The organism is Dietzia kunjamensis (genome assembly GCF_045689975.1).
GTDB lineage: Bacteria > Actinomycetota > Actinomycetes > Mycobacteriales > Mycobacteriaceae > Dietzia > Dietzia kunjamensis.
In genome coordinates, this window is record NZ_CP143297.1 from 3,340,437 (window position 1) to 3,362,294 (window position 21,858).

The 21,858-nt window shown below is 68.9% G+C and carries 18 protein-coding genes and 1 pseudogene; 3 read left to right on the forward strand and 16 right to left on the reverse strand.

All coding sequences use genetic code 11. The annotated features are described in order from the left end of the window. Nucleotides 1-318 precede the first annotated feature (318 nt). Genes VZF99_RS15705 through VZF99_RS15745 form a run of 9 tightly spaced genes read right to left on the reverse strand, consistent with a single transcriptional unit; the run spans nt 319 to nt 13,056 of the window. Nucleotides 319-1,995 carry an AMP-binding protein gene (locus VZF99_RS15705; RefSeq protein ID WP_120285572.1) on the reverse strand — a complete coding sequence of 559 codons (1,677 nt, stop codon included), beginning with the start codon at nt 1,993-1,995 and terminating at the stop codon, nt 319-321. 17 nt (nt 1,996-2,012) lie between these two features. Further along, entirely contained in the window at nt 2,013-5,201 is a 3,189-nt protein-coding gene (locus VZF99_RS15710; protein ID WP_407335301.1) for a carboxyl transferase domain-containing protein, read from the reverse strand. A gap of 27 nt (nt 5,202-5,228) precedes the next feature. Continuing rightward, the gene (locus tag VZF99_RS15715; protein WP_120285574.1) at nt 5,229-6,425 is read right to left on the reverse strand and encodes an acetyl-CoA C-acyltransferase; all 1,197 of its coding nucleotides are present in this window, start codon (nt 6,423-6,425) and stop codon (nt 5,229-5,231) included. 41 nt (nt 6,426-6,466) lie between these two features. After that, nucleotides 6,467-7,537: an acyl-CoA dehydrogenase family protein gene (locus VZF99_RS15720; RefSeq protein ID WP_407335302.1), complete on the reverse strand. Its 1,071-nt coding sequence runs from the start codon at nt 7,535-7,537 to the stop codon at nt 6,467-6,469. Then, nucleotides 7,534-8,703 (reverse strand): acyl-CoA dehydrogenase family protein, encoded by a 1,170-nt coding sequence (locus VZF99_RS15725; RefSeq protein WP_061913405.1) that lies wholly within the window; start codon nt 8,701-8,703, stop codon nt 7,534-7,536. Before VZF99_RS15725 ends, VZF99_RS15720 begins: the two co-directional genes overlap by 4 nt. Then, on the reverse strand, nt 8,696-9,913 hold the full coding sequence (locus VZF99_RS15730) for an acyl-CoA dehydrogenase family protein (protein WP_407335303.1): 1,218 nt from the start codon (nt 9,911-9,913) through the stop codon (nt 8,696-8,698). The genes VZF99_RS15725 and VZF99_RS15730 overlap by 8 nt, the downstream gene beginning before the upstream one ends. 16 nt (nt 9,914-9,929) lie before the next feature. After that, entirely contained in the window at nt 9,930-11,456 is a 1,527-nt protein-coding gene (locus VZF99_RS15735; protein WP_253002772.1) for a class I adenylate-forming enzyme family protein, read from the reverse strand. Next, nucleotides 11,453-12,283, reverse strand: a complete 831-nt coding sequence (locus tag VZF99_RS15740; RefSeq protein ID WP_407335304.1) for an SDR family oxidoreductase — start codon at nt 12,281-12,283, stop codon at nt 11,453-11,455. The genes VZF99_RS15735 and VZF99_RS15740 overlap by 4 nt, the downstream gene beginning before the upstream one ends. Nucleotides 12,284-12,294: 11 nt before the next feature. Beyond that, nucleotides 12,295-13,056, reverse strand: coding sequence for an SDR family oxidoreductase (locus VZF99_RS15745; protein WP_120285577.1), 762 nt, complete (start codon nt 13,054-13,056; stop codon nt 12,295-12,297). A 108-nt stretch (nt 13,057-13,164) separates the two neighbouring features. Between VZF99_RS15745 and VZF99_RS15750 the strand changes: the two genes are divergently transcribed. Next, nucleotides 13,165-13,635, forward strand: coding sequence for a MaoC family dehydratase (locus VZF99_RS15750; RefSeq protein ID WP_407335305.1), 471 nt, complete (start codon nt 13,165-13,167; stop codon nt 13,633-13,635). A gap of 89 nt (nt 13,636-13,724) precedes the next feature. Here the strand turns inward: VZF99_RS15750 and VZF99_RS15755 are convergent, their stop codons facing one another. From VZF99_RS15755 to VZF99_RS15765, 3 genes are read right to left on the reverse strand one after another with little or no spacing between them, the layout of a single operon-like run. Continuing rightward, nucleotides 13,725-14,228: a thioesterase family protein gene (locus tag VZF99_RS15755; protein ID WP_154830027.1), complete on the reverse strand. Its 504-nt coding sequence runs from the start codon at nt 14,226-14,228 to the stop codon at nt 13,725-13,727. Beyond that, nucleotides 14,225-15,178 (reverse strand): NADPH:quinone oxidoreductase family protein, encoded by a 954-nt coding sequence (locus tag VZF99_RS15760; RefSeq protein WP_407335306.1) that lies wholly within the window; start codon nt 15,176-15,178, stop codon nt 14,225-14,227. The genes VZF99_RS15755 and VZF99_RS15760 overlap by 4 nt, the downstream gene beginning before the upstream one ends. Before the next feature lie 11 nt (nt 15,179-15,189). Next, nucleotides 15,190-16,191 carry an NADP-dependent oxidoreductase gene (locus VZF99_RS15765; protein ID WP_407335307.1) on the reverse strand — a complete coding sequence of 334 codons (1,002 nt, stop codon included), beginning with the start codon at nt 16,189-16,191 and terminating at the stop codon, nt 15,190-15,192. Between the two features lie 131 nt (nt 16,192-16,322). Between VZF99_RS15765 and VZF99_RS15770 the strand changes: the two genes are divergently transcribed. After that, nucleotides 16,323-17,108: an SDR family oxidoreductase gene (locus VZF99_RS15770; protein WP_407335308.1), complete on the forward strand. Its 786-nt coding sequence runs from the start codon at nt 16,323-16,325 to the stop codon at nt 17,106-17,108. Nucleotides 17,109-17,136: 28 nt separating this feature from the next. Here VZF99_RS15770 and VZF99_RS15775 read toward each other — a convergent pair whose 3' ends face one another. Together VZF99_RS15775 and VZF99_RS15780 are read right to left on the reverse strand one after the other, a co-directional pair. After that, nucleotides 17,137-17,823: a TetR/AcrR family transcriptional regulator gene (locus VZF99_RS15775; protein WP_407335309.1), complete on the reverse strand. Its 687-nt coding sequence runs from the start codon at nt 17,821-17,823 to the stop codon at nt 17,137-17,139. 149 nt (nt 17,824-17,972) lie between these two features. Beyond that, nucleotides 17,973-18,211 (reverse strand): annotated as a pseudogene (locus VZF99_RS15780) (integrase core domain-containing protein); the annotation flags it as partial. 136 nt (nt 18,212-18,347) lie between these two features. Here VZF99_RS15780 and VZF99_RS15785 point away from each other — a divergent pair. Beyond that, a protein-coding gene (locus VZF99_RS15785) for an IS3 family transposase (protein WP_407335310.1) occupies nt 18,348-19,513 on the forward strand; the annotation gives its coding sequence in 2 pieces (ribosomal slippage) (nt 18,348-18,632 and nt 18,635-19,513; 1,164 coding nt in all). On the opposite strand, the gene VZF99_RS15790 is transcribed toward VZF99_RS15785, so the two are convergent. Both VZF99_RS15790 and dnaB read right to left on the reverse strand, forming a co-directional pair. Continuing rightward, nucleotides 19,501-19,695, reverse strand: a complete 195-nt coding sequence (locus VZF99_RS15790) for a hypothetical protein (RefSeq protein ID WP_407335311.1) — start codon at nt 19,693-19,695, stop codon at nt 19,501-19,503. The genes VZF99_RS15785 and VZF99_RS15790 overlap by 13 nt on opposite strands. A 301-nt stretch (nt 19,696-19,996) precedes the next feature. Next, a complete protein-coding gene (gene dnaB, locus VZF99_RS15795; RefSeq protein WP_407335312.1) occupies nt 19,997-21,820 on the reverse strand; it encodes a replicative DNA helicase in 1,824 nt (607 codons plus the stop codon). Nucleotides 21,821-21,858 lie beyond the last annotated feature (38 nt).

The window sequence follows — 21,858 nt, forward strand, 5'->3', positions numbered from 1 at the left end:
ACTTTCCTGGTCGCCCTCGCGTGCACAACGTCTGACTCCGCTGTTGGTGCTGTCATCCCGACTCCTGTACTCGAACTCTGATTCAAGTCCCAATATTGAACTCAGATTCAGGTTGTGTCAAGGGTCACATGCTTCGATTTCACCCGGCGCCCGGACCAGCTCCCCCATACGGCTGCCCGGGACGTGCCGGGGACACGGCGGAACCATCCTGACCAGCTCTGATCAGGATGGGGCAGGACTGTCTGCCCTCGTACTCCCAAGGCATGCGTGGGCGCCTCGCCCTCGAATGGGCATGAGAATTCGCGACGCGGGAAACCCTCAGTCCAGAGTGTCGGCGAGCTCCTGCGCACGGGTCAGCAGCGTGAGTTTGCGGATTTTGCCCGTATCGGTGAGCGGAAAGGACTCGACCACTTCGACGAGCGGCACCTTGTAACTCGCCATCCGGCTGCGAGCCCACTCCTCCACCGCTTCCGCGGACAGCGATCCGCCGGCTCGGGCACTGACGAAGGCGACCGGCCGCTGTCCCGTCACCGAGTCCTCGGCCGGGACGACCGCCACCGAGCCGATGTCGGGATGGTCAGCGAGAATCATCTCCACCTCGGCGGGGAATACGCTCATGCCCCTGACCTTGATCAGGTCCTTGCTTCGCGCCAGGTAATGCAGGCAACCGTCGTCGTCGAGATAACCGGTGTCACCTGTGTGAAGCCAGCCATCGCGCAGCTGCGCGGCGCTGGCTTCCGGATTACGCCAGTAGCCGTTCATGATCGAAGGGCTCCGGAGGAGGATCTCCCCCGCCTCACCGAAGGGCATCGGGTCGGCGGTCACCGGGTCCACGACGATCACATCGGTCCCCGGAACCGGCAACCCGCAGAAGACGGGTTCTGTCAGCAAGTCGTGGTCGTTCAGATGGAAGCCGTAGGGCACGACGTCGACTGTGTGGCTCTCTGTCATGCCGTAGGACCCCTCCCGCAAGACCGACCCTTCACCGATGACATCAGACCATCGCCTACGGATCTCGGGAGCCAGTTTCTGGATGAAGGACATCGCCATGGGCGCGACGAAAGAGGTCAGGTCACGTTCCTCAACCCCGGGCACGCGCAGGATGTCGAGGAAGTTCTCGACGGTCGCCGCCGTCATGGTCACCCGGTGCCGTTCGACGAGGTCGACGACCGCGGCCGCGTCCCACCGTTCGAGCAGGACCGTCGTGCCCCCCAGCACGAGCGGGATGAGGATGCCCAGATCCTCCCCCGCGATCCAGAAGACCGGGATGAAACACAGTGACACGATGTCGTCGTCAACGAGACCGTTGGCCCCCGCCCCGCTGACCGCGGTGTAGACCATGTGCCGTTGGGTGTGCTCGCATCCCTTGGGCAGCCCGGTCGTGCCGCCGGTGTAGTTGAGCGCGGCGAGAGCGTCGAGGTCTCGTGCGGGCTCGGACAACGGCTCCGCGTCGACCGTCTCGGACCATCGGACCACCTCGACCCCGTCGACGGAGGGCAGTGGGTCCCCCTCTCCCCCGAGAACCACCACAGTGCGCACCTCGGTCTCGACGGCCGCGCCGCAGAGCCGCTCGGCAAGCGCAGCGCTCGTCACGACGACCCGGGCGCCGGAGTCGCCGAGCTCGTGGACGAGCTCGGCGTGCTGGAACATCGGGTTGACCGGGACGTGCACGCAGCCCGCCCGCAGGGTCCCGAGGAAGGCCACGACGAACTCCGGAACGTTGCCCAGGTGGACGCCGACGCGGTCTCCGGGAGCCACCCCCTTCGCCCGCAGCCAGCCGGCCCACCGTGCGTGCCGGTCGGCGAGCGCGCGGTAGTCGATGACGACGTCGTCGTGGACCACGGCGGCCCGGTCGGGGCGCTGCCGGGCCCAGGCGTCGATGTACTCGGGCACCGTGAGGTCGCCCAGGGGGTGGACGACGTCACGCGGCGTGTCCGCAGGACGGACCCGCTCCTGTCGGCGTCGGACGTCCTCGAGGTGCTGGGTGTATTCCATTCCTGCGCTCCTTCGCGTCACCAGGTGTCGATGTAGCGGGTCGGTCCGTCGACCGGGGTCGCGGTCGCCATCGCGGTGAGGATCCACCGTCGGGTGTCGGCCGGGTCGATGACGTCGTCGAGCTCGACGACGGCGGCCGCGTTGACGGCCCGTCCGCGTTCGTACAGGTCGGCGAGGAGTCGGTCTTCGAGCTCACGCCGCTCGGTCGGGTCGGCAACGGCCTCGAGCTCGCGACGGAAGCCGAGCCGCACGGCCCCCTCGAGCCCCATCCCCCCGACTTCGCCGGTGGGCCAGGCGAGCGTCGCGGCCGGTCGGTGGAAGCTGCCGGCGGCCATCGCCTGCGCTCCCAGTCCGTAGGCCTTGCGCAGGACGACGGTGACGATCGGCACCCGAAGGTGGGCTCCGATGACGAAGAGCCGGGCGAAGTGCCGCACGGTCGCAGTGCGCTCGTGATCGGGGCCGACCATGAAGCCGGGGGTGTCGCACAGGGAGACGACGGGCAGCCCGTGAGCGTCGCAGAGCTGCAGGAAGCGCGCGAGCTTGTCGGCGGCCGGCGTGTCGATCGCCCCGCCGAGGTGCCGCGGGTTGTTGGCGACCAGACCCATCGGCCTCCCCTCGATGCGCACCAGGGCAGTGACGATACCGGGGGCGAAGCCCGCCCTCAGCTCGAGCACCGACCCCTCGTCGGCCAGGGCGTCGATCGCGGCGTGGATGTCGTAGGCCCGCACCCTGTTCTCGGGGACGACGTGGCGCAGCGTGCGCTGGTCGGCCGCGGCCCACTCCGGCTGCACACCCTGGAAGTACCCGAGGTAGCGTCGGGCCACCGCGACCGCCTCCGCCTCGTCGGCCACGACGACGTCGACGACGCCGTTGCCGCTCTGGACGTCGATGGGGCCGACCTCGTCCGGAGAGTAGAGCCCGAGACCACCGCCTTCGATCATCGCCGGGCCGCCCATCCCTATGGTCGAGTCGCGGGTGGCGATGACGACATCGCAACACCCGAGGAGGGCGGCGTTGCCCGCGAAGCAGCGGCCGGCGGCGATGCCGATCGTGGGCACCTGCCCGCTGAGGCGCCCCATCGTCGCGAAGGTCGGCACGTCGAGGCCACTGACCACGGTCGTGTCGGTATCGCCGGGACGCCCACCGCCACCTTCGGCGAAGAGGATCACGGGCAGTCGCTGCTGCTCTGCCAGTTCGAGCATGCGATCTGTCTTCTTGTGGTTGAGGTATCCCTGGGTGCCTGCGAGGACGGTGTAGTCGTAGGCGAGGACTGCGCAGCGGGTGTCCTCCGCCGGGGCCGCCGTGATCCGGCCGATCCCGGTGATGATGCCGTCGGCCGGTGTGTTCGCGATGAGGTCTTCCTCGGTCCGGCGGGCACGCTGGGCCGCCACGGCGAACCCGCCGTACTCGACGAAACTGCCCTCGTCGACGAGGTCGGCGATGTTCTCCCGAGCGGTCCGCTGGCCGCGGGCGTGGCGCTTGGCGACAGCCCCGGGCCGGGCGTCGTCCATGAGCCGGGCACGTCGCTCGAGCAGCCGCGTGAGGTCGGGCCGCTCCGACTCGAGGTCGAGGCCGTCCTCGGCGACACCGGCCGCGGACTGGTCCGCCGACGGCCTGAGCCTCGCGATCAGGTCGCCGGCGGTTACGCTCGCGCCTGCGGAGGCCTGGACCGCCGTCACCTCCCCGGAAGCCGGCGCCGGTACGAGGTGCTCCATCTTCATCGCTTCGATGATCACGAGCGGTGTGCCCGCGACGACGTCTTGTCCCTCCTCGACGAGCACGGCGATCACTGTCCCGCTCATCTCGGCGAGAATCTCTCCGTCCGTCAGGTCCGACGGCCCCGCTGACCGCGTCAGGCCGGCGGAGTCGAACCACGTCGTCGTCACCGACCACGTGGGCAGGTCGGCATGCGCGAGCAGTTCGCGCAACGTGGCCAAGTTGGTGTCCAGGCCCCCGACCGTGCACTCATCGAGAGCCCAGCGCGCCTTGAAAAGGGCCCCGACCTGCCCTTCCTGGCTGTGGGTGATGATCTTCGCGACGAGGGAATCGAAGGAGCCGTCCACGCGCGTGCCCTCGACGAGGTGGGTGTCGACGCGCACCCCCGGCCCGGCCGGCAGGGCGAGGGCGGAGACGACGCCGTTCGCCGGGAGGACCTCGCCGTTGCTGCCCATGCGCTCGGCCGCCACCCGCAGTTCCACGGCCGCACCGACGACGCGGGGAGGCGATGCCAGACCGAGATCGGTCAGGGTCCCGCCCGACGCGAGACGCAGTTGGGTGAGAACGAGGTCGACACCGGTGACGAGCTCGGTCACCGGGTGCTCGACCTGAAGGCGCGGGTTGACCTCGATGAACCACCACCGGGTCGGGTCGTCGGCGTCGACGATGAACTCGACCGTCGCGAGACCGCGGTAGCCACGGCCGGACAGGAGCCGGAGGGCCGCCGCGTGGAGATCGGCCCGTACCTCCTCGGGCAGGTGCGGGGCGGGCGCGACCTCCACAACTTTCTGGAAACGCCTCTGCACGGTGCAGTCCCGCTCGCCGAGATGGGTGATCCTGTCGCCGTCCCCGATGACCTGCACCTCGATATGGCGCGCCCTCTCCACGTAGAGCTCGGCGAAGAGGGCCCCGGAGCCGAAACCACGCTCGGCTTCCGACCGGGCCCGTTCCCAGGCCTCACCCAGTTGCTCCCCGGAGGGGACTGCGCGCATGCCACGACCGCCTCCTCCGGCCGCCGCCTTGATCATGACGCCGGCGGGCTCCTGCTCGCGGGCGAAGGCCTTCGCCTGCTCACGTGTGACACCGACATCGGTGGCGGGCAGAACCGGCACCCCTGCTTCCCGAGCCGCCGACCGGGCGCGGCCCTTGTCGCCGAACAGTTCGAGGAGCGACGCGTCCGGGCCGACGAAGGTCACGTCCGCGTCAGTACACGCCCGGGCGAGTGCAGGACTCTCGCTGAGGAAGCCGTAGCCGGGGTGCAGCAGGGTGCACTCGTGTTCCGTCGCCCCGGCGACGAGCGCGTCGGGCTCGAGGTAGGCCGCCGCGCCCTCACCGTGGAGGACGTGGACCGCCGTGGCGATCCGAGCGGCGAGGGAGTCGACCTCGGCGCGGGTGACGGCGACGACGACGTCGAGACCGAGCTCGCGGGCGGCCCGCACGATGCGCAGGGCCACTTCTCCACGGTTGGCGACGAAAACGGACTCAGGCACTCAGACTCCTCGGTGGGGTGGGACGTCTCAGAAGATCTCGAACAAGCCGGCTGCACCCATGCCGCCTCCGACACACATCGTCACGATGCCGTACTTGGCGCCACGGCGACGGCCCTCGATCAGGATGTGCCCGGCCATACGGGCACCGCTCATGCCGTAGGGGTGGCCGATGGAGATGGCTCCGCCGTTGACGTTGTATTTCTCCGGGTCGATGCCGAGGGTGTCGCGGCAGTAGAGGGCCTGTACGGCGAAGGCTTCGTTCAGCTCCCAGAGGTCGATATCGTCGACGGTCAAGCCGTGCTGCTCGAGCAGCTTCGGCACCGCGTAGACCGGACCGATGCCCATCTCGTCGGGCTCGCATCCGGCCACAGCGATCCCGCGCAGGGCACCGAGCGGGCTCAGTCCCAGACGTGAGGCCTCGGCGGCTTCCATGACGACCGCGGCGGAGGCTCCGTCGGAGAGCTGCGATGCGTTACCCGCGGTGATCGACATTCCCTCCGAGCCTTTCCTGGCGAGGACCGGATCGAGCTTGCGCAGGTCCTCGATGGCCGTTCCCGGGCGGTTGCCCTCGTCCTTGGCGAGTGTCACCTGCTGTGACCCGACCTCACCGGTCGTGCGGTCCTTCGTGAGCATCGTCGACGGCAACGGGACGATCTCGTCGTCGAAGGCCCCGGCCGCCTGGGCCGATGCGGTCCGTTGCTGGGACTGCAGCGCGTACTCGTCCTGGACTTCCCGGCTGACGCCGTAGCGCTTCGCGACGACCTCCGCCGTTTCGAGCATCGACATGTACAGCGCGGGCACATGTTCGGCGAGCCACGGGTCCTGCGCGCGGTAGTCGTTCATGTGCTCGTTCTGCACGAGTGAGATCGAGTCGACGCCTCCTCCGACGACGATGTCCATTCCGTCCATGACTACCTGCTTCGACGCGGTCGCTATGGCCATGAGGCCGCTGGCGCACTGCCGGTCGACGGACATACCGGCGACGGATACCGGCAGCCCGGCACGCATCGCGGCCTGCCTACCGATGTTCATCGCGGTCGAACCCTGCTGCAGGGCCGCGCCGATCACGACGTCCTCGACGCGCGCGTCGTCGACGCCGGCGCGGTCGACGGCGTGCCGCACGGCATGGCCGATGAGCTCCTGGGCCTGGGTGTCGTTAAAGGCGCCGCGGTAGGCGCGGCCGATCGGGGTTCGGGCCGTGGAGACGATGACTGCTTCACGCATGGTGGGTCCTCTGTGGTGTGTAGTGGTCTCGGAACGGGTTGTCAGCTCACTGGGAGATCCACGAGCTCAGCGAGGTCGGTGCGGTGACGGTCCGGCGTGCCGAGGGCGAGTTGATCAGATTTTGCTCGTTTCAGCCTGGTGTGGACCGGCGCCTCCCACGTCATGCCGATGCCGCCGTGCAGTTGCAGGGCCTCCTCCGTGGCCCGAACGGCCGCATCGGAGCAGAAAGACTGGGCGAGGGCCTGGGCCACGTACTGGTCGGGGTCGTCTTCGGCGAGCGTGGCGGCGGCATATCGGGCGGCCGCCTGGGCGTTGACGAGGAGCAGATAGAGATCGGCCAGCCGGTGCTTGATCGCCTGGAAGGAACCGATCGGCCGGGCGAACTGCACACGGTTCTTCGTGTAGTCCACGGTGGCCTCCAGGCTCCACCGGGTCAGTCCGAGCTGCTCCGAGGCAAGGAGCGCGGCTCCTGCCGCGAGGGCGGCGTCGACGGACTCGGTGGCCGTGCGTCCGGAAGCGACCTCGGTGCCGGCGCCCGCAACGACGACCCGGGCCAGCGGCCGGGTCACGTCCAGCGAGACAATCGGCGTGAGATCCACTTCGTCCCGGTCGTAGGCGCGTAGGGAGGTGCCGCCATCGGCGTCCCGGACCGGGACGAGGAACAGGTCGGCCCCGAGCGCCCCGGCGACCGGAGCAGCGTCGTGGTCTACCAGCGACCACGACCCCCGCCGGGCGGTCCACGGCAGAACGAGCGCAGCTGTGCGCTCACCCGCTGCGAGCGCCGGGAGGAGAACCTCGTCGCCAGCGTGAACGAGGGCGGTGGTGGCGATGACCGCGCTGGTGAGGAAGGGCACGGGCGCGACGGAGGCCCCCAGCTCCTCCAATACGACTGCGGCTTCGCGAGCGCTCGCATCAGACCCCCCGAGGCTCTCGGGAACGAGCAGGCCGGCGAGGCCGAGCTGCTCGGCGAGTACCCGCCACATGGTGGTGACGTCGGTATCCGGCTCGTCGGCCAGACGGGTGAGAAGCGCGTCATCGTGAGTGCGCCGGAGAGCGGAACGGACGCTCAGGCGCAGGGACTCTTCGACATCAGAATTAAGTAGGTCGATCATCGCGGCACGTCCTTGAAGGCGATCCCCTTGTCAGGGCGGTGGTCGGCGGGCAGGCCGAGCACTCGCTCGGCGATGACGTTGCGCATGATCTCGCTGGTGCCTCCCTCTATCGAGTTGCCCTTGGCGCGGAGGTACCGGTAGCCGGGGCCGTGCCCGAGGAACGAACCTCCCTCGGGCCGCACCATCGTCCAGTCGTGGTACGTCAGACCGTCCTCTGGCGCTACCTCGAGAGCGAATCCGCTCACCTGCTGCGCCTGGTGGGCGAAGGCGAGCTTCATCGCGGAGGTCTCCGGGCCCGGCTGGCCCGCCTCGAGGGACTGACTCAGACGCTCTCCGGCCAGCCGGGTCACCTCGGTGTCGACCCACCACTGCATGAGCTCGGCGTGGTGGCCCGGCGTGCGCACGGACACGTCCTCGCGCCAGCGCCGGGCCACGAGACCGATCTGGCCCGCCTCGCGGACGTTGCCGGCGCCGATGGCGACACGCTCGTTGTTGAGCGTCGTCGTGGCCACCTTCCACCCCTGACCGACGTCGCCGACCCTGTTGCTGTCGGGCACCCGGACGCCGGAGAGGAACACCTCGTTGAACTCGGCCTCGCCGGTGATCTGGCGCAGCGGCCGTACGTCGACGCCGGGCTCCGTCATGTCGAGAATGAAGTAGGTCATCCCTGCATGCTTGGGAACGGAGGTGTCGGTGCGGGCGAGGAGGATCGCCAGATCGGCGTTATGAGCCCCGGAGGTCCACACCTTCTGCCCGTCCACGACCCAGTCGTCGCCGTCGCGGACCGCGCGGGTGGCGACGGCCGCGAGGTCCGATCCGGCGCCGGGCTCGCTGAACAGCTGACACCAGACTTCGGTGCCCGCGAATAACGGCCGCAGGTAGCGCTGCTGCATCTCTTCGCTACCGAACGCGAGAATCGTCGGTGCGGCCATACCCAGGCCGATGCTGTTGCGTCCGAGGTCCGGTCGCGGCGCTCCCGCCGCGTCGAGCAGTGCGTCGACCTCCAACTGTCGTCCCCGGGCCAGGCCCAGCCCGCCCTTCCCCTCGGGGAAGTGAACCCAGGCCAGCCCTTGGTCGAACTGTGCGGCGAGGAACTCTGCACTCGTCGTGGTCTGGGGGTCGTAGCTCGCGAGGAGTTGTTCGACCCGCTCGTGCAGATCAGACATCGGCCGTCATCCTGCGGATCTCGTTGCGGGCGAGCGCATTCCTGTGCACCTCGTCGGGACCGTCGGCGAAGCGGAGGGTGCGGACCTGGGCATACCACTCCGCCACCGGGAAGTCCTGGCTCAGACCGCCGGCGCCGTGCACTTGAACCGCCTTGTCGAGGATCCATTCGACCGTGGCGGGCGCGGCGATTTTGATCGCCTGGATCTCCGTGTGAGCCCCCTTGTTCCCCACGGTATCCATCAACCAGGCGGTCTTGAGGGTGAGTAGACGAAGCTGCTCGATTCGCACCCGTGACTCCGCGATCCAGTCACGGACGACTCCCTGCTCCGACAACGGCTTGCCGAAGCTGACGCGGCTCGCGGCCCGGGCGACCATGAGCTCGAGCGAGCGCTCGGCGATCCCGATAAGGCGCATGCAGTGGTGGATGCGGCCGGGCCCGAGCCGGGCCTGGGCTATCGCGAATCCCGCCCCCTCCTCGCCGATGAGGTTGCTCACCGGAACCCGTACATCGGTGAAGTCGATCTCCGCATGTCCACCGTGGTCACGGTCGTCATAACCGAACACCTTCATCCCGCGGCGGACGTCGACCCCCGGGGTGTCGCGTGGAACGAGGACCATCGACTGCTGCTTGTTACGTGCGGCCGAGGGATCGGTCTTACCCATGACGATGAAGACCTTGGCATCGGGGTTCATCGCACCGGAGATGTACCACTTGCGACCGTTGATGACGTACTCGTCACCGTCGCGCACGATCGAGGTCTCGATGTTGGTCGCGTCGGAACTGGCCACGCGTGGCTCAGTCATGGCGAAGGCCGAACGGATCTCCCCGGCGAGAAGCGGCTGTAGCCACTGCTCCTTCTGCTCCGGGGTCCCGAACATGTGCAGCACCTCCATGTTGCCGGTGTCCGGGGCCGCGCAGTTGGTCGCAACCGGGGCGATGTGCAGGCTGCGCCCGAGCGTCTCGCACAACGGCGCGTACTGGAGGTTGGTCAATCCGGCGCCGTCCCGCCCCGGAAGGAAGAGGTTCCACAATCCCTGCCGGCGGGCTTCTTCCTTCGCCTGCTCGATGATCGGCGGCGGCGACCAGCGGTCGGGGGCCGCGTCGAGCTGCTCCTGGTAGGTCGCCTCGATCGGGTACACGTGCTCATCCATGAAGACGTCGAGCTGCTCCTGCAGCTCGGCGGTCCTGGCGTCCGTCGTGAAATCCACGGGTCGCTCCCTTCGTTCAGGTGGTGGGGGTGGCGGTCCGGGCGGGCCGTTCACCGGTTGTCGCGATGTCGCCGCGGTCGATCTGACGCTTGAGGATCTTTCCGGTCGCCCCCTTGGGGAGAGCTTCGACTACCCGGTAGATCCGCGGGACCTTGTAGGCGGCGAGCTGCTCGGAGAGCCACGCGCGCAGGTCGGCGGGGACGATCGTCGAGCCGGGCTGCGGGGTGACCACGGCCGCTATCTCCTCGCCCAGCTGTTCGTCGGGGACTCCGATCACCGCCGCTTCGAGGACATCGGGGTGGTTGTAGAGGACCTCCTCGACTTCGCGGGGATAGACGTTGTAGCCACCACGGATGACTAGGTCCTTCATGCGGTCGAGAATCCACAGGTCACCGTCCTCGTCCATCCGGCCGATGTCACCGGTGAGGAACCAGTCGCCGGAGAAGGCCGCTGCGGTCGCCTCGGGCCGGTTCCAGTAGCCGCTCATCACGTAGGGGCCCTGGATGGCCACCTCGCCGGTCTCGCCGGGCGGCAGCTCCCGGCCCTGCTCGTCGAGGATCGCGAGCGAGCCACCGGGCAGCGCGCGGCCGACGCTCATCTCCTTGCGCGGGTGGATCTCCTGGTTGAAGCTCGCCGCGCCCGCAGTCTCGCTCAGCCCGTAGCCGTCGAGGACCGTGGCGCCGAAACGCTCGTGGAAGGCCTGCCCCACCGACAGCGGCAGCGCGGCCCCTCCCGACGACGCGATGCGCAGGGAGGCGAGGTCCTCGCGGGTCACGTCCGTCTCGGCGTGGAGCATGGCGTTCCACATCGTCGGGACGCCGGCGACCGCGGTCAGCTGCTCGTCGGCGGCCATGCGCAGCAGCCCCGCCGGATCGAAGGGCCGCTGCAGGGACATGCACCCACCAGAGGTGTAGACGGTCGACATCACCGACGACTGACCGAAGACGTGGAAGAGCGGGAGTGCCGTGCCCATGCTCTCCCCCGGCCCGAGGTCGAGCGCCTCCGCGAGGGACGCGCCGCAGGACAGGAGGTTGCCGTGGGTGAGGATCGCGCCCTTGGGCGCGCCCGTCGTCCCCGAGGTGTAGAGCAGGACGGCGGGGGCATCGGTGGCCAGGTCAGCCGGGTCGGGTGCACCCTCGGGTGCCGGGACGCAGTCCGGCTCGAGCACCCAGAGCGGGATGTCAGCCGCAGCGGCGGTCGCGGTGACGGCCTCAGCGGTCTCGTGCCAGCCGAGCGCGGTGCTGCACCCGGCGTCCTCGACGAAGTGGGTCAGTTCGCGCTGGGTGCACAGCGGGTTGACCGTCACGGCCGTCGCCCCGAGGGCGAGGGTCGCGTAGTAGGTGATGATGAACTCCGCGGCCGTCGGAACGACCATGAGGACCCGGTCACCGCGGCGCACGCCCCGTGCGGTGAGCTCCTCCATCGCCCCGCGGACCGCGGTGCGCAGCTCGGCGAAGGTCCACGAGCGCTCACGCTCGCGCACGGCATCGGCGTCGGGCGTCTCGTCGGCCCAGCGCCAGACGAGGTCGGCGGCGTTGGTCATCGGGATTCTCCTCTCAGGTGACGCTGGTAGCGCTGCATGCCGCGGATCCACCGGTCGGGGTCATCGACCTTGCGGCGCTGCATCTCGCGCACATCGGCGTGCGGGGTGATCAGGAAGGTGCCCTCGGCGACCGCGGCGAGGACCTGGTCGGCCACGTCGCGCGGCGCGAGCACCTCGCCGGCGCCGGTCACCGCCGCGGCGGCGACCCGACCCCCTTCGCCGTCGGAGGTGCTCATGCCGGAGCGCAGCATGTCGGTGTCGACGCCCATCGGGCACAGGCAGCTGACACCGACGCCCTGGTCGCCGTAGGCCACCGCGAGCCACTCGGCGAAGCCGACCGCGCCGTGCTTGGTAACCGAGTACGTGGCCGAGCCGATCTGCGTGAGCAGACCGGCGGCCGAGGCCGTGGAGACGAAGTAGCCTCTCCCGCGCTCGACCCACCCGGGGACGAGCTGGCGTGCCGCCCGGGTGTGGGCGAGGAGGTTGACGTCGAGGGCGAGCGCCCACTGCTCGTCGGTGGCCTCCAGACCGGATCCGTCACCGACCCCTGCGTTGGCGAAGTAGATGTCGACGTCGCCGCCGAGCTGCTCCTTGGCCGCCGTGATCATCCGGGCGATGTCGGCGTCGTTCGAGGCGTCGCCCGCGACGGCGACGACCGACTCCGCCCCCGCCGTCGCGGCGAGCCGCTCTGCGGTCGCGGCCAGGCGTTCGCCGTCGAGGTCGGAGACGACCACCCGCGCGCCGGCCTCGACGAGCGCCTCGGCGAGGGCGGCACCGATGCCGCCGGCCGCGCCGGTGACGACGGCCACCTTGTCCTGCACCTGCATCGCGGCGCCCATCAGTCGCACGGCCCGCCGGCGACGTAGAGGACCTGGCCGGTGGTGAAGCCAGCCCCCTCGCTCGCGAAGAAGGAGACGGCGTGCGCGATGTCGTGCGGCGTGCCGGTGCGGGCCACGGCCGCCTGCTCGCTCGCCATCTTCTTCAGATCATCGAAGGCGATGCCGATGCGCGCCGCGGTCTCCGCGGTCATCTCGGTCTCGATGAAGCCGGGGGCGATCGCGTTGGCGGTGACGCCGAACCTGCCGAGCTCGATGGCCAGGGTCTTGGTGAGACCCTGCATGCCGGCCTTGGCGGCCGAGTAGTTGGCTTGGCCGCGGTTTCCCTGCGCCGACGTCGAGGAGAGGTTGACGATTCGACCGAAGCGCTCCTGCGTCATGTACGCCTGGCAGGCCCTGGTCATGAGGAAGGCCCCGCGCAGGTGGACCGCCATGACGGCGTCCCAGTCCTCGACGGACATCTTGAAGATCAGGTTGTCGCGGATGATGCCGGCGTTGTTGACCAGGACCGTGGGCGCACCGAGTTCGTCGGCGACGCGCGCGACGGCCGCCTCGACCTGCTCGGGATCCGACACGTCGGCGCCGACGGCGAGCGCCCGGCCCCCGTTCGCGACGATCTCCTCGACGACGCCCGCGCAGGCGGACTCGTCGAGATCGAGGACGGCGACGGCCATCCCGTCGTCGGCCAGGCGACGGGCGACGCCCGCGCCTATACCTCGGGCCGCGCCGGTGACGACGGCGATGCGCTGGTGGTCAGTGGTCATGTGAGAACTCCTGTGGTCTCGACTGCCGGATGACTCGAAACATACTTGAATCCGGCTTCAGGTTCAACTAGATTCGGGGAGAATCATCAGCGACCGAAGGAGCTCATCGTGACCCAGACCACCCAGCGCCGCCCGACCTCCGTGCAGGACCTCCAGGACCTCGTCGGCGTCGAGCTCGGCCCCACCGAGTGGCACGTCGTCGACCAGTCGCGCATCGACGGCTTCGCCGACCTCACCGGCGACCACCAGTGGATCCACGTCGACCCCGCGCGGGCGGCGGACTCCCCCTTCGGGTCGACGATCGCGCACGGCCTCTACAGCCTCTCGCGCACGCCCGCCTTCCTCGAGGAGCTCATGGCCTTCGACGGGTTCACCCACAGCCTCAACTACGGCTACGACAAGGTCCGCTTCATCCACCCGCTGCCGGTGGATTCGCGGATCCGGCTGCGCGCCAGCCTGACGTCGGTCGAGGAGACGTCACCGGGCGCGGTCAAGGTCGTCACCATGCTGACCGTCGAGGCGGAGGGCATCGACAAGCCGATCCTCATCGCCGAGTCGATCGGCCGCTTCACCGTCTGACCCCTACTTCACCGTCTGACCCCTGCACGCACGAGAGGACCGCACCTGCCGAGCAGGTGCGGTCCTCGTTCGTCAGGGCCGGGGTCCGGTCAGCGGCGCACGCCCATGGCCCCCGAGAGCGGCAGCTGCCACCCGAGGGCCCGGTGGGCCGCCACCTCGTCGTCGATCCGCTGCGCGACGTCGGCCGGGAAGGACGCGGTGCGGCGCGTGGCCAGGTCGACGTGGCCCTCGATCACCTCGAGCGTGTTGGCGATGCGCCCGGTCGTGCGGTTCACGATGACCGAGAGGCCGTGGACGACCTTGTCCCCGCGGTCGAGCCACCGCACGTGCGCGGAGACCTCCTCGCCGATGTGGACCTCGTGGAAGAACCGCAGGTGCTGCTCCATGCTGAAGACCCCCAGGTGCCGGCTGGTGCGGTAGGCGTCGTCGATCCCCACCCGGCGCAGCGCCTCCTCGGCGCCCCGGATGTGGAAGCCGTAGAAGTGGGCGACGTTGACGTGGCCATTGCCGTCCTCCCACTCGCGCCCGGCGACGGTGCTGCAGGCCGCCGGGATTCGATCGATCTCCTCGACGGGGGGCAGGCTCCCGCTCACGGCACCAGCACGACCTTGCCGGTGACCGTCCGGCCCTCGAGGGAGCCCAGCGCCGCCGCCGCGTCCTCGAGCGGGTGGGCCGCCCCGACGACGGGCCGTAGGGCCCCGCTGCGCAGGTGCGGGAGCATCGCCTCCCACTCCGTGCCGATGTGGCCGGGACGGGACAGGGCGTAGGCACCCCAGCCGACCCCCACGACGGAGACGTTGTTGAGCAGTAGCCGGTTGACCTTGACCTCGGGGATCGAGCCGGCGGTGAAGCCGATGACGAGGAGGCGGCCGTGCTCGCGCAGACAGCGCAGCGAGTCGGTGAACCGGTCGCCACCGACGGGATCGACCACGACGTCGACGCTCGCCTTGCCGACGGCCTCGAGGAAGCCGTCGGCGAGGACCACCTCGTCCGCACCCGCGGCCCGGGCGATCTCCCCCTTCTCCTGCGTGGAGACCACTCCGATTACCGTGCTCGCCCCGAAGGCCTTGGCCATCTGGATGGCCGCGGTCCCGATGCCACCGGCGGCGCCGTGGACGAGGACGGTCTCCCCCTCGGCGAGGTGGCCGCGCTCGACGAGCGCGAAGTAGACCGTCGCGTAGTTGAAGAGGAAGGAGGCCCCCTCCTCGAAGCCGACCTCGTCTGGCAGGACAAAGGTGAGGTCGGGGCGGGCCAGGGCCTGCTCCGCGAACCCTCCGAGCAGCGTGAGGGCGGCGACGCGGTCACCGACGGACAGGCCACTGCCCTCGGGGGCGGCGGTGACGACGCCGGCGACCTCTGCCCCCGGGACAAAGGGGAGGTCGGGCTTGACCTGGTACAGGCCGCGCGTCTGGAGCAGCTCGGGGAAGGCGACCCCGGCCGCCTTGACCTCGATGGTCACGAGGTCCCCGTGCTGCGGGTCGGGCAGGTCGACGACCTCGACGGCGTCCGGGCCGTCGAGCGAGGAGATGTGGATGGCGCGCATGGTGGGTCCCTTCAGATCTTCAGGAGGAGCTTGCCGGTGTTGACCCCGTCGAAGAGGCCGAGCAGGGCGTCGGGGAAGGCGGGGACCCCGCCCTCGAGGACGGTCTCGGTCGGGACGAGGCGGTCCTCGGCGATGAGTCGGGAGATCTCGGCGACGCCCTCGGGGTAGCGGTCCGCGTAGTCGGACACGACGAAGCCCTGCATCGTCGCTCGGAAGACTAGCAGCGACATGTAGCGCCGAGGGCCCTCGGCGAGGGTCTCGTCGTTGTAGGCCGAGATCGCGCCGCACAGGACGACCCGGGCGCCGCGGCGCAGGTTGGCCAGTGCGGCGTCGAGGAGCTCGCCGCCGACGTTGTCGAAGTAGATGTCGATCCCGTCGGGGGCCGCCTTGCGGACCTGGCGCAGCAGGTCGCCGTCCCGCCGGTCGATGACCTCGTCGAGACCGAGCCCACGCAACCAGGCGACCTTGTCCGGGCCGCCGGCGACACCGATGACCCGGGCCCCCATGGCCTTGGCCAGCTGGGCGACGGTACTGCCGACCGCGCCGGCCGCCGCGGACACGAGGACGGTGTCACCGGCCCGCACCCGACCGACGTCGACGAGACCGAAGTACGCGGTCATGCCGGGCATGCCGAGTGCGCCCAGCCAGGTGCTCATCGGCGCGACATCGAGGTCAAGGTGGGTGACCCCGTCCGTGTCCGACAGGGCGTACTCGCACACGCCGAAGCTGCCGCTGACCACGTCGCCGACGGCGAAGTCGGGGTGCTGCGAGGCGATGACCTCGCCAGCGCCCAGGGCCCGCATGACGTCGCCGATGCCGACCGGGGGGATGTAGGAGCGCACGTCGTTGAGCCAGCCGCGCATTGCCGGGTCGAGTGAGACGAGGTCGACGCGCACGAGGATCTCGCCGGGTCCGGGGTCGGGCACCTCGCTCGTCGTGAGGTCCCAGGTGCTCGCGTCGGGGCGGCCCTGCGGGCGGGCGGCGAGTCGGATCTCCTGCGAGGTCCGTGTCATGGGGCGGCTCCTGTGCTCGATCGGATGTCCTCGCCACCCTCCCACAACATGAATCGAGGTTCAACTACTATTGAATCCAATTTCAAGTACGGCTACCGTCGACCCACCACCACCCGACACGAAGGACCACCATGGACATTTCTGCCCTCTTCTCACTCGACGGACGCGTCGCCCTCGTGACCGGCGGCTCCCGCGGCATCGGCCGCATGATCGCCGAGGGCCTGCTCGCCCAGGGCGCGACCGTCTACATCACCGCACGCAAGGAGGAGGCCTGCCGGGCCACCGCGGCCGAACTGTCCGCGATCCACGGCGACGGGCGGTGCGTCGCACTCCCCCACGACATCTCGACGACCGCCGGCATCGCCGCCCTCCTGGAGGCCTTCCGCGAGCACGAGGACCACCTCGACGTGCTCGTCAACAACGCCGGGGCGGCCTGGGGCGAGCCCTTCGACGACTTCTCCGAGAGCGGCTGGGACAAGGTCATGGACCTCAACGTCAAGGCGCCCTTCTTCCTCACCCAGGCCGCCAAGGGCCTGCTGCTCGCCGGCCGCGAGCGGACCGGCCACCTGGCCAAGGTCATCAACATCGCCTCGATCGACGGGCTCTCGCTCAACCCGATGGAGACGTACTCGTACCACGCGAGCAAGGCCGGCATCGTCCACCTGACCAAGCGGATGGCGGTGCGCCTGGCGCCCGAGGGCATCATCGTCAGCGCGATCGCCCCCGGCGCCTTCGCCTCGAACATGAACAAGGAGGCCCGCGACCACGCCGAGGAGATCGCCGGCGAGATCCCCTCCGGCCGTATCGGCCGTCCCGAGGACATGGCGGGCGCAGCGGTCTACCTGGCCTCGGACGCCGGCGACTATGTCGTCGGCAGCACTCTCGCCGTCGACGGCGGGGTCACCATCGCCCGCTGACCGCGCACGGGGCTGCGCGCCGGGCGGATCAGTCCGCGCGCAACTCCGGCGTCGTCAGGCCCAGGGCATTGGTCCACAACCGGGTCGCTGTTTCGACGAGTTCGTCGATGGACTCGACCACCGCGCCCCCGGTAAAGGATTCGAAGGCCAATCGGGCCACCATGCCGGACAGCGCCATCGCCGCCATCGAGGCGTCGACACCGCGATCTGCCAGGCCCCGTTCCTGCAGATCCGCTATGGCACGCGCGTTACGCGTGACGAAGGCCATCGTGCGGGCGTTGCGCAGCTCGCGGAATCGGGGATTGAGCGCCGCCACCTGCTGGAGGAGCATGTTGAGGCGGGCATTGCGCCGGTACGCCTCGAAGTAGGCGCGGTTGCTCGCGGCGATGATCGCCACGGGGTCATCGCTCGCCTCGATGCGGCCCGTCCCGGGGTGGAGCATGTCGCTCTGCGCCTGGTAGAGGACGGCGGCGAAGACCTCGTCCTTGCTGTCGAACCACGTGTAGAAGCTGCCGATCGAGCACTTGGCCTCGGCGGCGATGTCGATCAACCGGGAGTCGACGTAGCCGTCGCGCTCGAAGACCGTGCGGGCCGCCGCGATGAGCGCCTCGCGGGTGCGCCGACCCCGCGCCGTCTGCGGCTGCGGCTGGGTGCCCATACGTGCGGCGTCGACGAGGTCGGGGGCCTCCGTGCTGGTGTCGCTGTCGCCGGGCATGGCGATAATGCTAGCGGGTGTTTCTACTTGTTCGTCGGGGGTCAGGCGCTGCACGGAGGAGCCTGTCAAGATCCCTGTGTATGCGGATGGTCAGAGGCAGGGTTTGATTCGGTTGAATCGCCCTGGCCCCGTCGGAGGGTCTTGCTGAATCAGGCGGCCTGAGGTTCGGTCGCCTGGTTGGAACGGTGCATCCCCTCATACTCGATGGGGGTCGGTATTCGATCGCCGAGTGCAGTCGCTCGTCGTTGAAGCACTTCACCCAGTCCGCGGTCTCGCGCTCGACCTCGTTGCGGCCGGTCCACCTGCGCGTGGTCTCCAGGTCGATCAGCTCGGTCTTGCACAGCCCGATCGCGGACTCCATGAGGGCGTTGTCCAAGTCGTCGCCGACGCGTCTTCCCTGTTAGATCGGAACCCTCCGACGTTGATGATGGAAGTGCCACGTCCTCCGGGGTGGGTGCTGGTGCACGAGTAGGTGACACCTGATCTGGCTTGCCCTGCGGGGCGGGCCTGGAAGGATGCCAGCTGTGCCCAAGCCCTACCCCCAGGAGTTTCGCGACGACGTCGTACGCGTTGCCCAGAACCGCGAAGATGGTGTGACGCTCGAGCAGATCGCGGCCGACTTCGGGATCCACCCCATGACGTTGCAGAAGTGGATCCGCAAGGCCGACGTTGAGGCCGGAATCAAGCCCGGCACCACCTCGGCGGAGTCTCGTGAGCTGCGCGAGGCCAAACGCCGCGTTCGGCTGTTGGAGCAGGAGAACGAGGTCCTTCGCCGCGCTGCTGCTTACCTCTCCCAGGCGAATCTGCCGGGAAAAGGTGGTACCCGCTCGTGAGCGAGCTCGCCGCTGACGGGATCCCCGTCGCGGTGACGTATCGGGTACTTGCAATCGCTCGTCAGCCCTACTACCGGTGGCTCAACAACCCGGTCACCGACGCCGAACTCGCCGAGGCGCACCGGGCCAGCGCCCTGTTCGACGCCCACCGAGAGGACCCAGAGTTCGGCTACCGTTACCTCGCCGACGAGGCCGAAGCCGCTGGCCAGAGGATGTGCCGGCGGACGGCGTGGCGAATCTGTTCGGCCGGCGGCTGGTCCAGCGTCATCAGCAAGAATGGCCGGGGTCGGCACCGCAAGGCCGGCCCGCCAGTGCACGACGATCTCGTCGAGCGGGACTTCACCGCCGTGGGCCCGAACGAGCTGTGGCTGACCGACATCACCGAGCACTGGACGGGCGAGGGCAAGCTCTACCTGTGCGCAATCAAGGACGTCTACTCGGGACGGATCGTCGGTTACTCGATCGACTCGAGAATGAAGTCCCGCCTAGCGGTCAACGCCCTGAACAGCGCCGTCGCCAGACGAGGCGACGTGACCGGCTGCGTCCTACACAGTGGGAGAGGATCGCAATTTCGCTCGAAGAAGATGCAGATCGCGATCACCCAACACGGGCTGATCGGATCCATGGGCAGGGTCGGCGCCTGCGGAGACAACGCGGCCATGGAGAGCTTCTTCTCGCTGCTGCAGAACAACGTCCTCGACCGGCACTTCTGGGCCACCAGAGACGAGCTCCGCGCGGCCATCGTGCACTGGATCGAACGCACCTACCACCGCCGCCGGCGACAGGACCGCCTCGGACGATTGACCCCAGTCGAATACGAGACAATCATGACCCACGAGGCCGCTCAGGCCGCGTGACTAACCGTGTCACCAATCCGTGCATCAGCCCCGCTATTCGCCTGAGTCACTATCAAGCGATCTCCCGTGTCCAGCTCGAAGGAGTCATCGTCGAACCGGCCATATGTGTAGGCCATTCCAGTGCTCTTCTCCTTGAAGTTCCACTGGTTGTTCCAATCACCGACATATTCGAAATCACTCATAGAGGGACCCTACGAACCGGGGGAGCGTGACGCTACCGCTATAACGCGCCACGCGCCAACCATCACCGAGGCAAGGCGAGAGCGTTGACCGAACAGAACATATATGAGAACCAAGCTGAACCATCTCCCGTCGACACTCTTTGAGTGGCCGTGGCGGCGCGGCTAACGCACTAACCCGGCAAGAGGGCTCCGATGCGGCGGCACCGCTGCTAGGAGATGCCGACGTCGAGGTGACAGATTCCTGCGAACCGTGTGACACGCCAGTGAGAAATTGACAGATTGTTTGAGAACCGACAGGCAGCTACAGCCCCCGCGCCATGTCCACGAAACGCGAGTAATGCAGCTGATGCGCCACCGTGATCGTGGACGTGGGACCACCACGGTGCTTACCCAGGATCAGGTCGGCCTCTCCGGCCCGCGGGTCGTCGCGCTCGGAGGCGTCCGGGCGGTGCAGCAGCATGACGATGTCGGCGTCCTGCTCCAGTGAGCCGGACTCACGGAGGTCGGACACCTGGGGCCGCTTGTCGGTCCGCTGCTCGGGGCCACGGTTCAGCTGGGAGATAGCGATCAATGGGACGTCGATCTCCTTTGCCAACAGCTTGAGCTGACGAGAGAACTCGGAGACCTCCTGCTGACGGGATTCCACCTTCTTGCCCGAGGACATCAGCTGCAGGTAGTCCACCACGATCAGCCGCAGGTCGTGCTTTTGCTTGAGCCGGCGGGCCTTGGCGCGGATCTCCATCATCGTCATATTGGGCGAGTCATCGATGAACAGCGGAGCCTCGGAGATCTCCCCCATGCGCCGGGCCATCCGGGTCCAGTCCTCATCGCTCATCTTGCCCGACTTCATATCGGACAACTTCACGCGCGCCTCCGCGCTCATGAGGCGCATGACGATCTCCGTGCGGCTCATCTCCAGCGAGAACACCACCGAGGAGAGCCCGTGCTTGATGGAACAGGACCGCATGATGTCCAGGCCGATGGTCGAGTTGTGTGTGGGGATCGCGGTGGGGCCGACCAGATACAGGTGATCGGCGGCGGCGACCTCGATGCACCTGACAGGGACGCTCTCCGCGCTGCGCACATCGGTGATGAGCCGGGCCGCCCGGCCGGAGCCGGGATTCTCGGGGACGACGATGCCGAAATCGCAGACCAGCATGAGGGTGTCGAGCGACTTGGTGGTGACGACCTGCTCGGTGCCGCCCATCTCGATACGCCACTCGTGCTCGGCGTCGGCGACCAGCTCGGTGCCGTCGTTGAACCGCACTGTGAAGCATGGACGGTCCTGCCACACCTCGGTCACGGCGACGACCTCGGTGGGCTGCCCGTCGGCACCCAGCACCCGGTCCCCCACCGCGACCTCGCCCATGGTGGTCTGCCCGTCGGGCGTGGGCAGGACGGTGTCGAGGGCCAGCGCCTTACCCACGCCGGGGCGGGCGGCGATGATGATCATCTGGCCACCGTGCAGGCCGTTGGTCACGGCGTCCAGGTCGGCGAATCCGGTGGGCACACCCTGGGCGAGCCCGCCCGCGGTGTGGATCGCGTCGATCTCGTCCATCGTGGGCTGCAGCAGCTCCTCGATGATCACGAAGTCCTCGGTGGTGCGCCGCTCGGTGACCTCGAAGATCTCCGCCTGCGCGCGGTCCACCACCTCGGCGACGTCCGCGCCCTCGGACCCCGAGTAGCCGAACTGCACGATCCGGGTGCCGGCGTCGACCAAGCGGCGCAGCACCGCCTTCTCCGCGACGATCTGCGCGTAATACCCGGCGTTGGCCGCGGTGGGGACGGTGGAGATGAGCGTGTGCAGGTAGGGGGCACCGCCGGCACGACGGAGATCACCCCGGCGGTCGAGCTCGGCCGCCACGGTGACGGCGTCGGCCGGCTCACCGCGTGCGTACAGGTCGAGGATGACGTCGTAGATCGCCTGGTGCGCGGGCTTGTAGAAGTCGCCCGGCTGGATCTCCTCCACCACGTCCGCGATGGCGTCCTTGCTCAACAGCATCCCGCCGAGCACGGACTGCTCGGCGGTGAGGTCCTGCGGCGGGGTGCGGCCGAACTCTCCGCCGCCACCCTCGTCCGGCGGAGGCGGCATCTCGCCGGGACCGCTGAATCCCCCCTGCGCCATGACCGCTCCTCTCCGCCGTAGAACTCGTACCGTCACCG

What these genes read in the sequence shown, in the direction of transcription:
- VZF99_RS15765 (WP_407335307.1), bottom strand. Translation starts at nt 16,191, where the DNA reads ATGACACGGACCTCGCAGGAGATCCGACTCGCCGCCCGCCCGCAGGGC.
- VZF99_RS15790 (WP_407335311.1), bottom strand. Translation starts at nt 19,695, where the DNA reads ATGAGTGATTTCGAATATGTCGGTGATTGGAACAACCAGTGGAACTTC.
- VZF99_RS15770 (WP_407335308.1), top strand. Translation starts at nt 16,323, where the DNA reads ATGGACATTTCTGCCCTCTTCTCACTCGACGGACGCGTCGCCCTCGTG.
- VZF99_RS15740 (WP_407335304.1), bottom strand. Translation starts at nt 12,283, where the DNA reads ATGCAGGTGCAGGACAAGGTGGCCGTCGTCACCGGCGCGGCCGGCGGC.
- VZF99_RS15705 (WP_120285572.1), bottom strand. Translation starts at nt 1,995, where the DNA reads ATGGAATACACCCAGCACCTCGAGGACGTCCGACGCCGACAGGAGCGG.
- VZF99_RS15775 (WP_407335309.1), bottom strand. Translation starts at nt 17,823, where the DNA reads ATGCCCGGCGACAGCGACACCAGCACGGAGGCCCCCGACCTCGTCGAC.
- VZF99_RS15760 (WP_407335306.1), bottom strand. Translation starts at nt 15,178, where the DNA reads ATGCGCGCCATCCACATCTCCTCGCTCGACGGCCCGGACGCCGTCGAG.
- VZF99_RS15745 (WP_120285577.1), bottom strand. Translation starts at nt 13,056, where the DNA reads ATGACCACTGACCACCAGCGCATCGCCGTCGTCACCGGCGCGGCCCGA.
- VZF99_RS15720 (WP_407335302.1), bottom strand. Translation starts at nt 7,537, where the DNA reads ATGATCGACCTACTTAATTCTGATGTCGAAGAGTCCCTGCGCCTGAGC.
- dnaB (WP_407335312.1), bottom strand. Translation starts at nt 21,820, where the DNA reads ATGGCGCAGGGGGGATTCAGCGGTCCCGGCGAGATGCCGCCTCCGCCG.
- VZF99_RS15715 (WP_120285574.1), bottom strand. Translation starts at nt 6,425, where the DNA reads ATGCGTGAAGCAGTCATCGTCTCCACGGCCCGAACCCCGATCGGCCGC.
- VZF99_RS15725 (WP_061913405.1), bottom strand. Translation starts at nt 8,703, where the DNA reads ATGTCTGATCTGCACGAGCGGGTCGAACAACTCCTCGCGAGCTACGAC.
- VZF99_RS15735 (WP_253002772.1), bottom strand. Translation starts at nt 11,456, where the DNA reads ATGACCAACGCCGCCGACCTCGTCTGGCGCTGGGCCGACGAGACGCCC.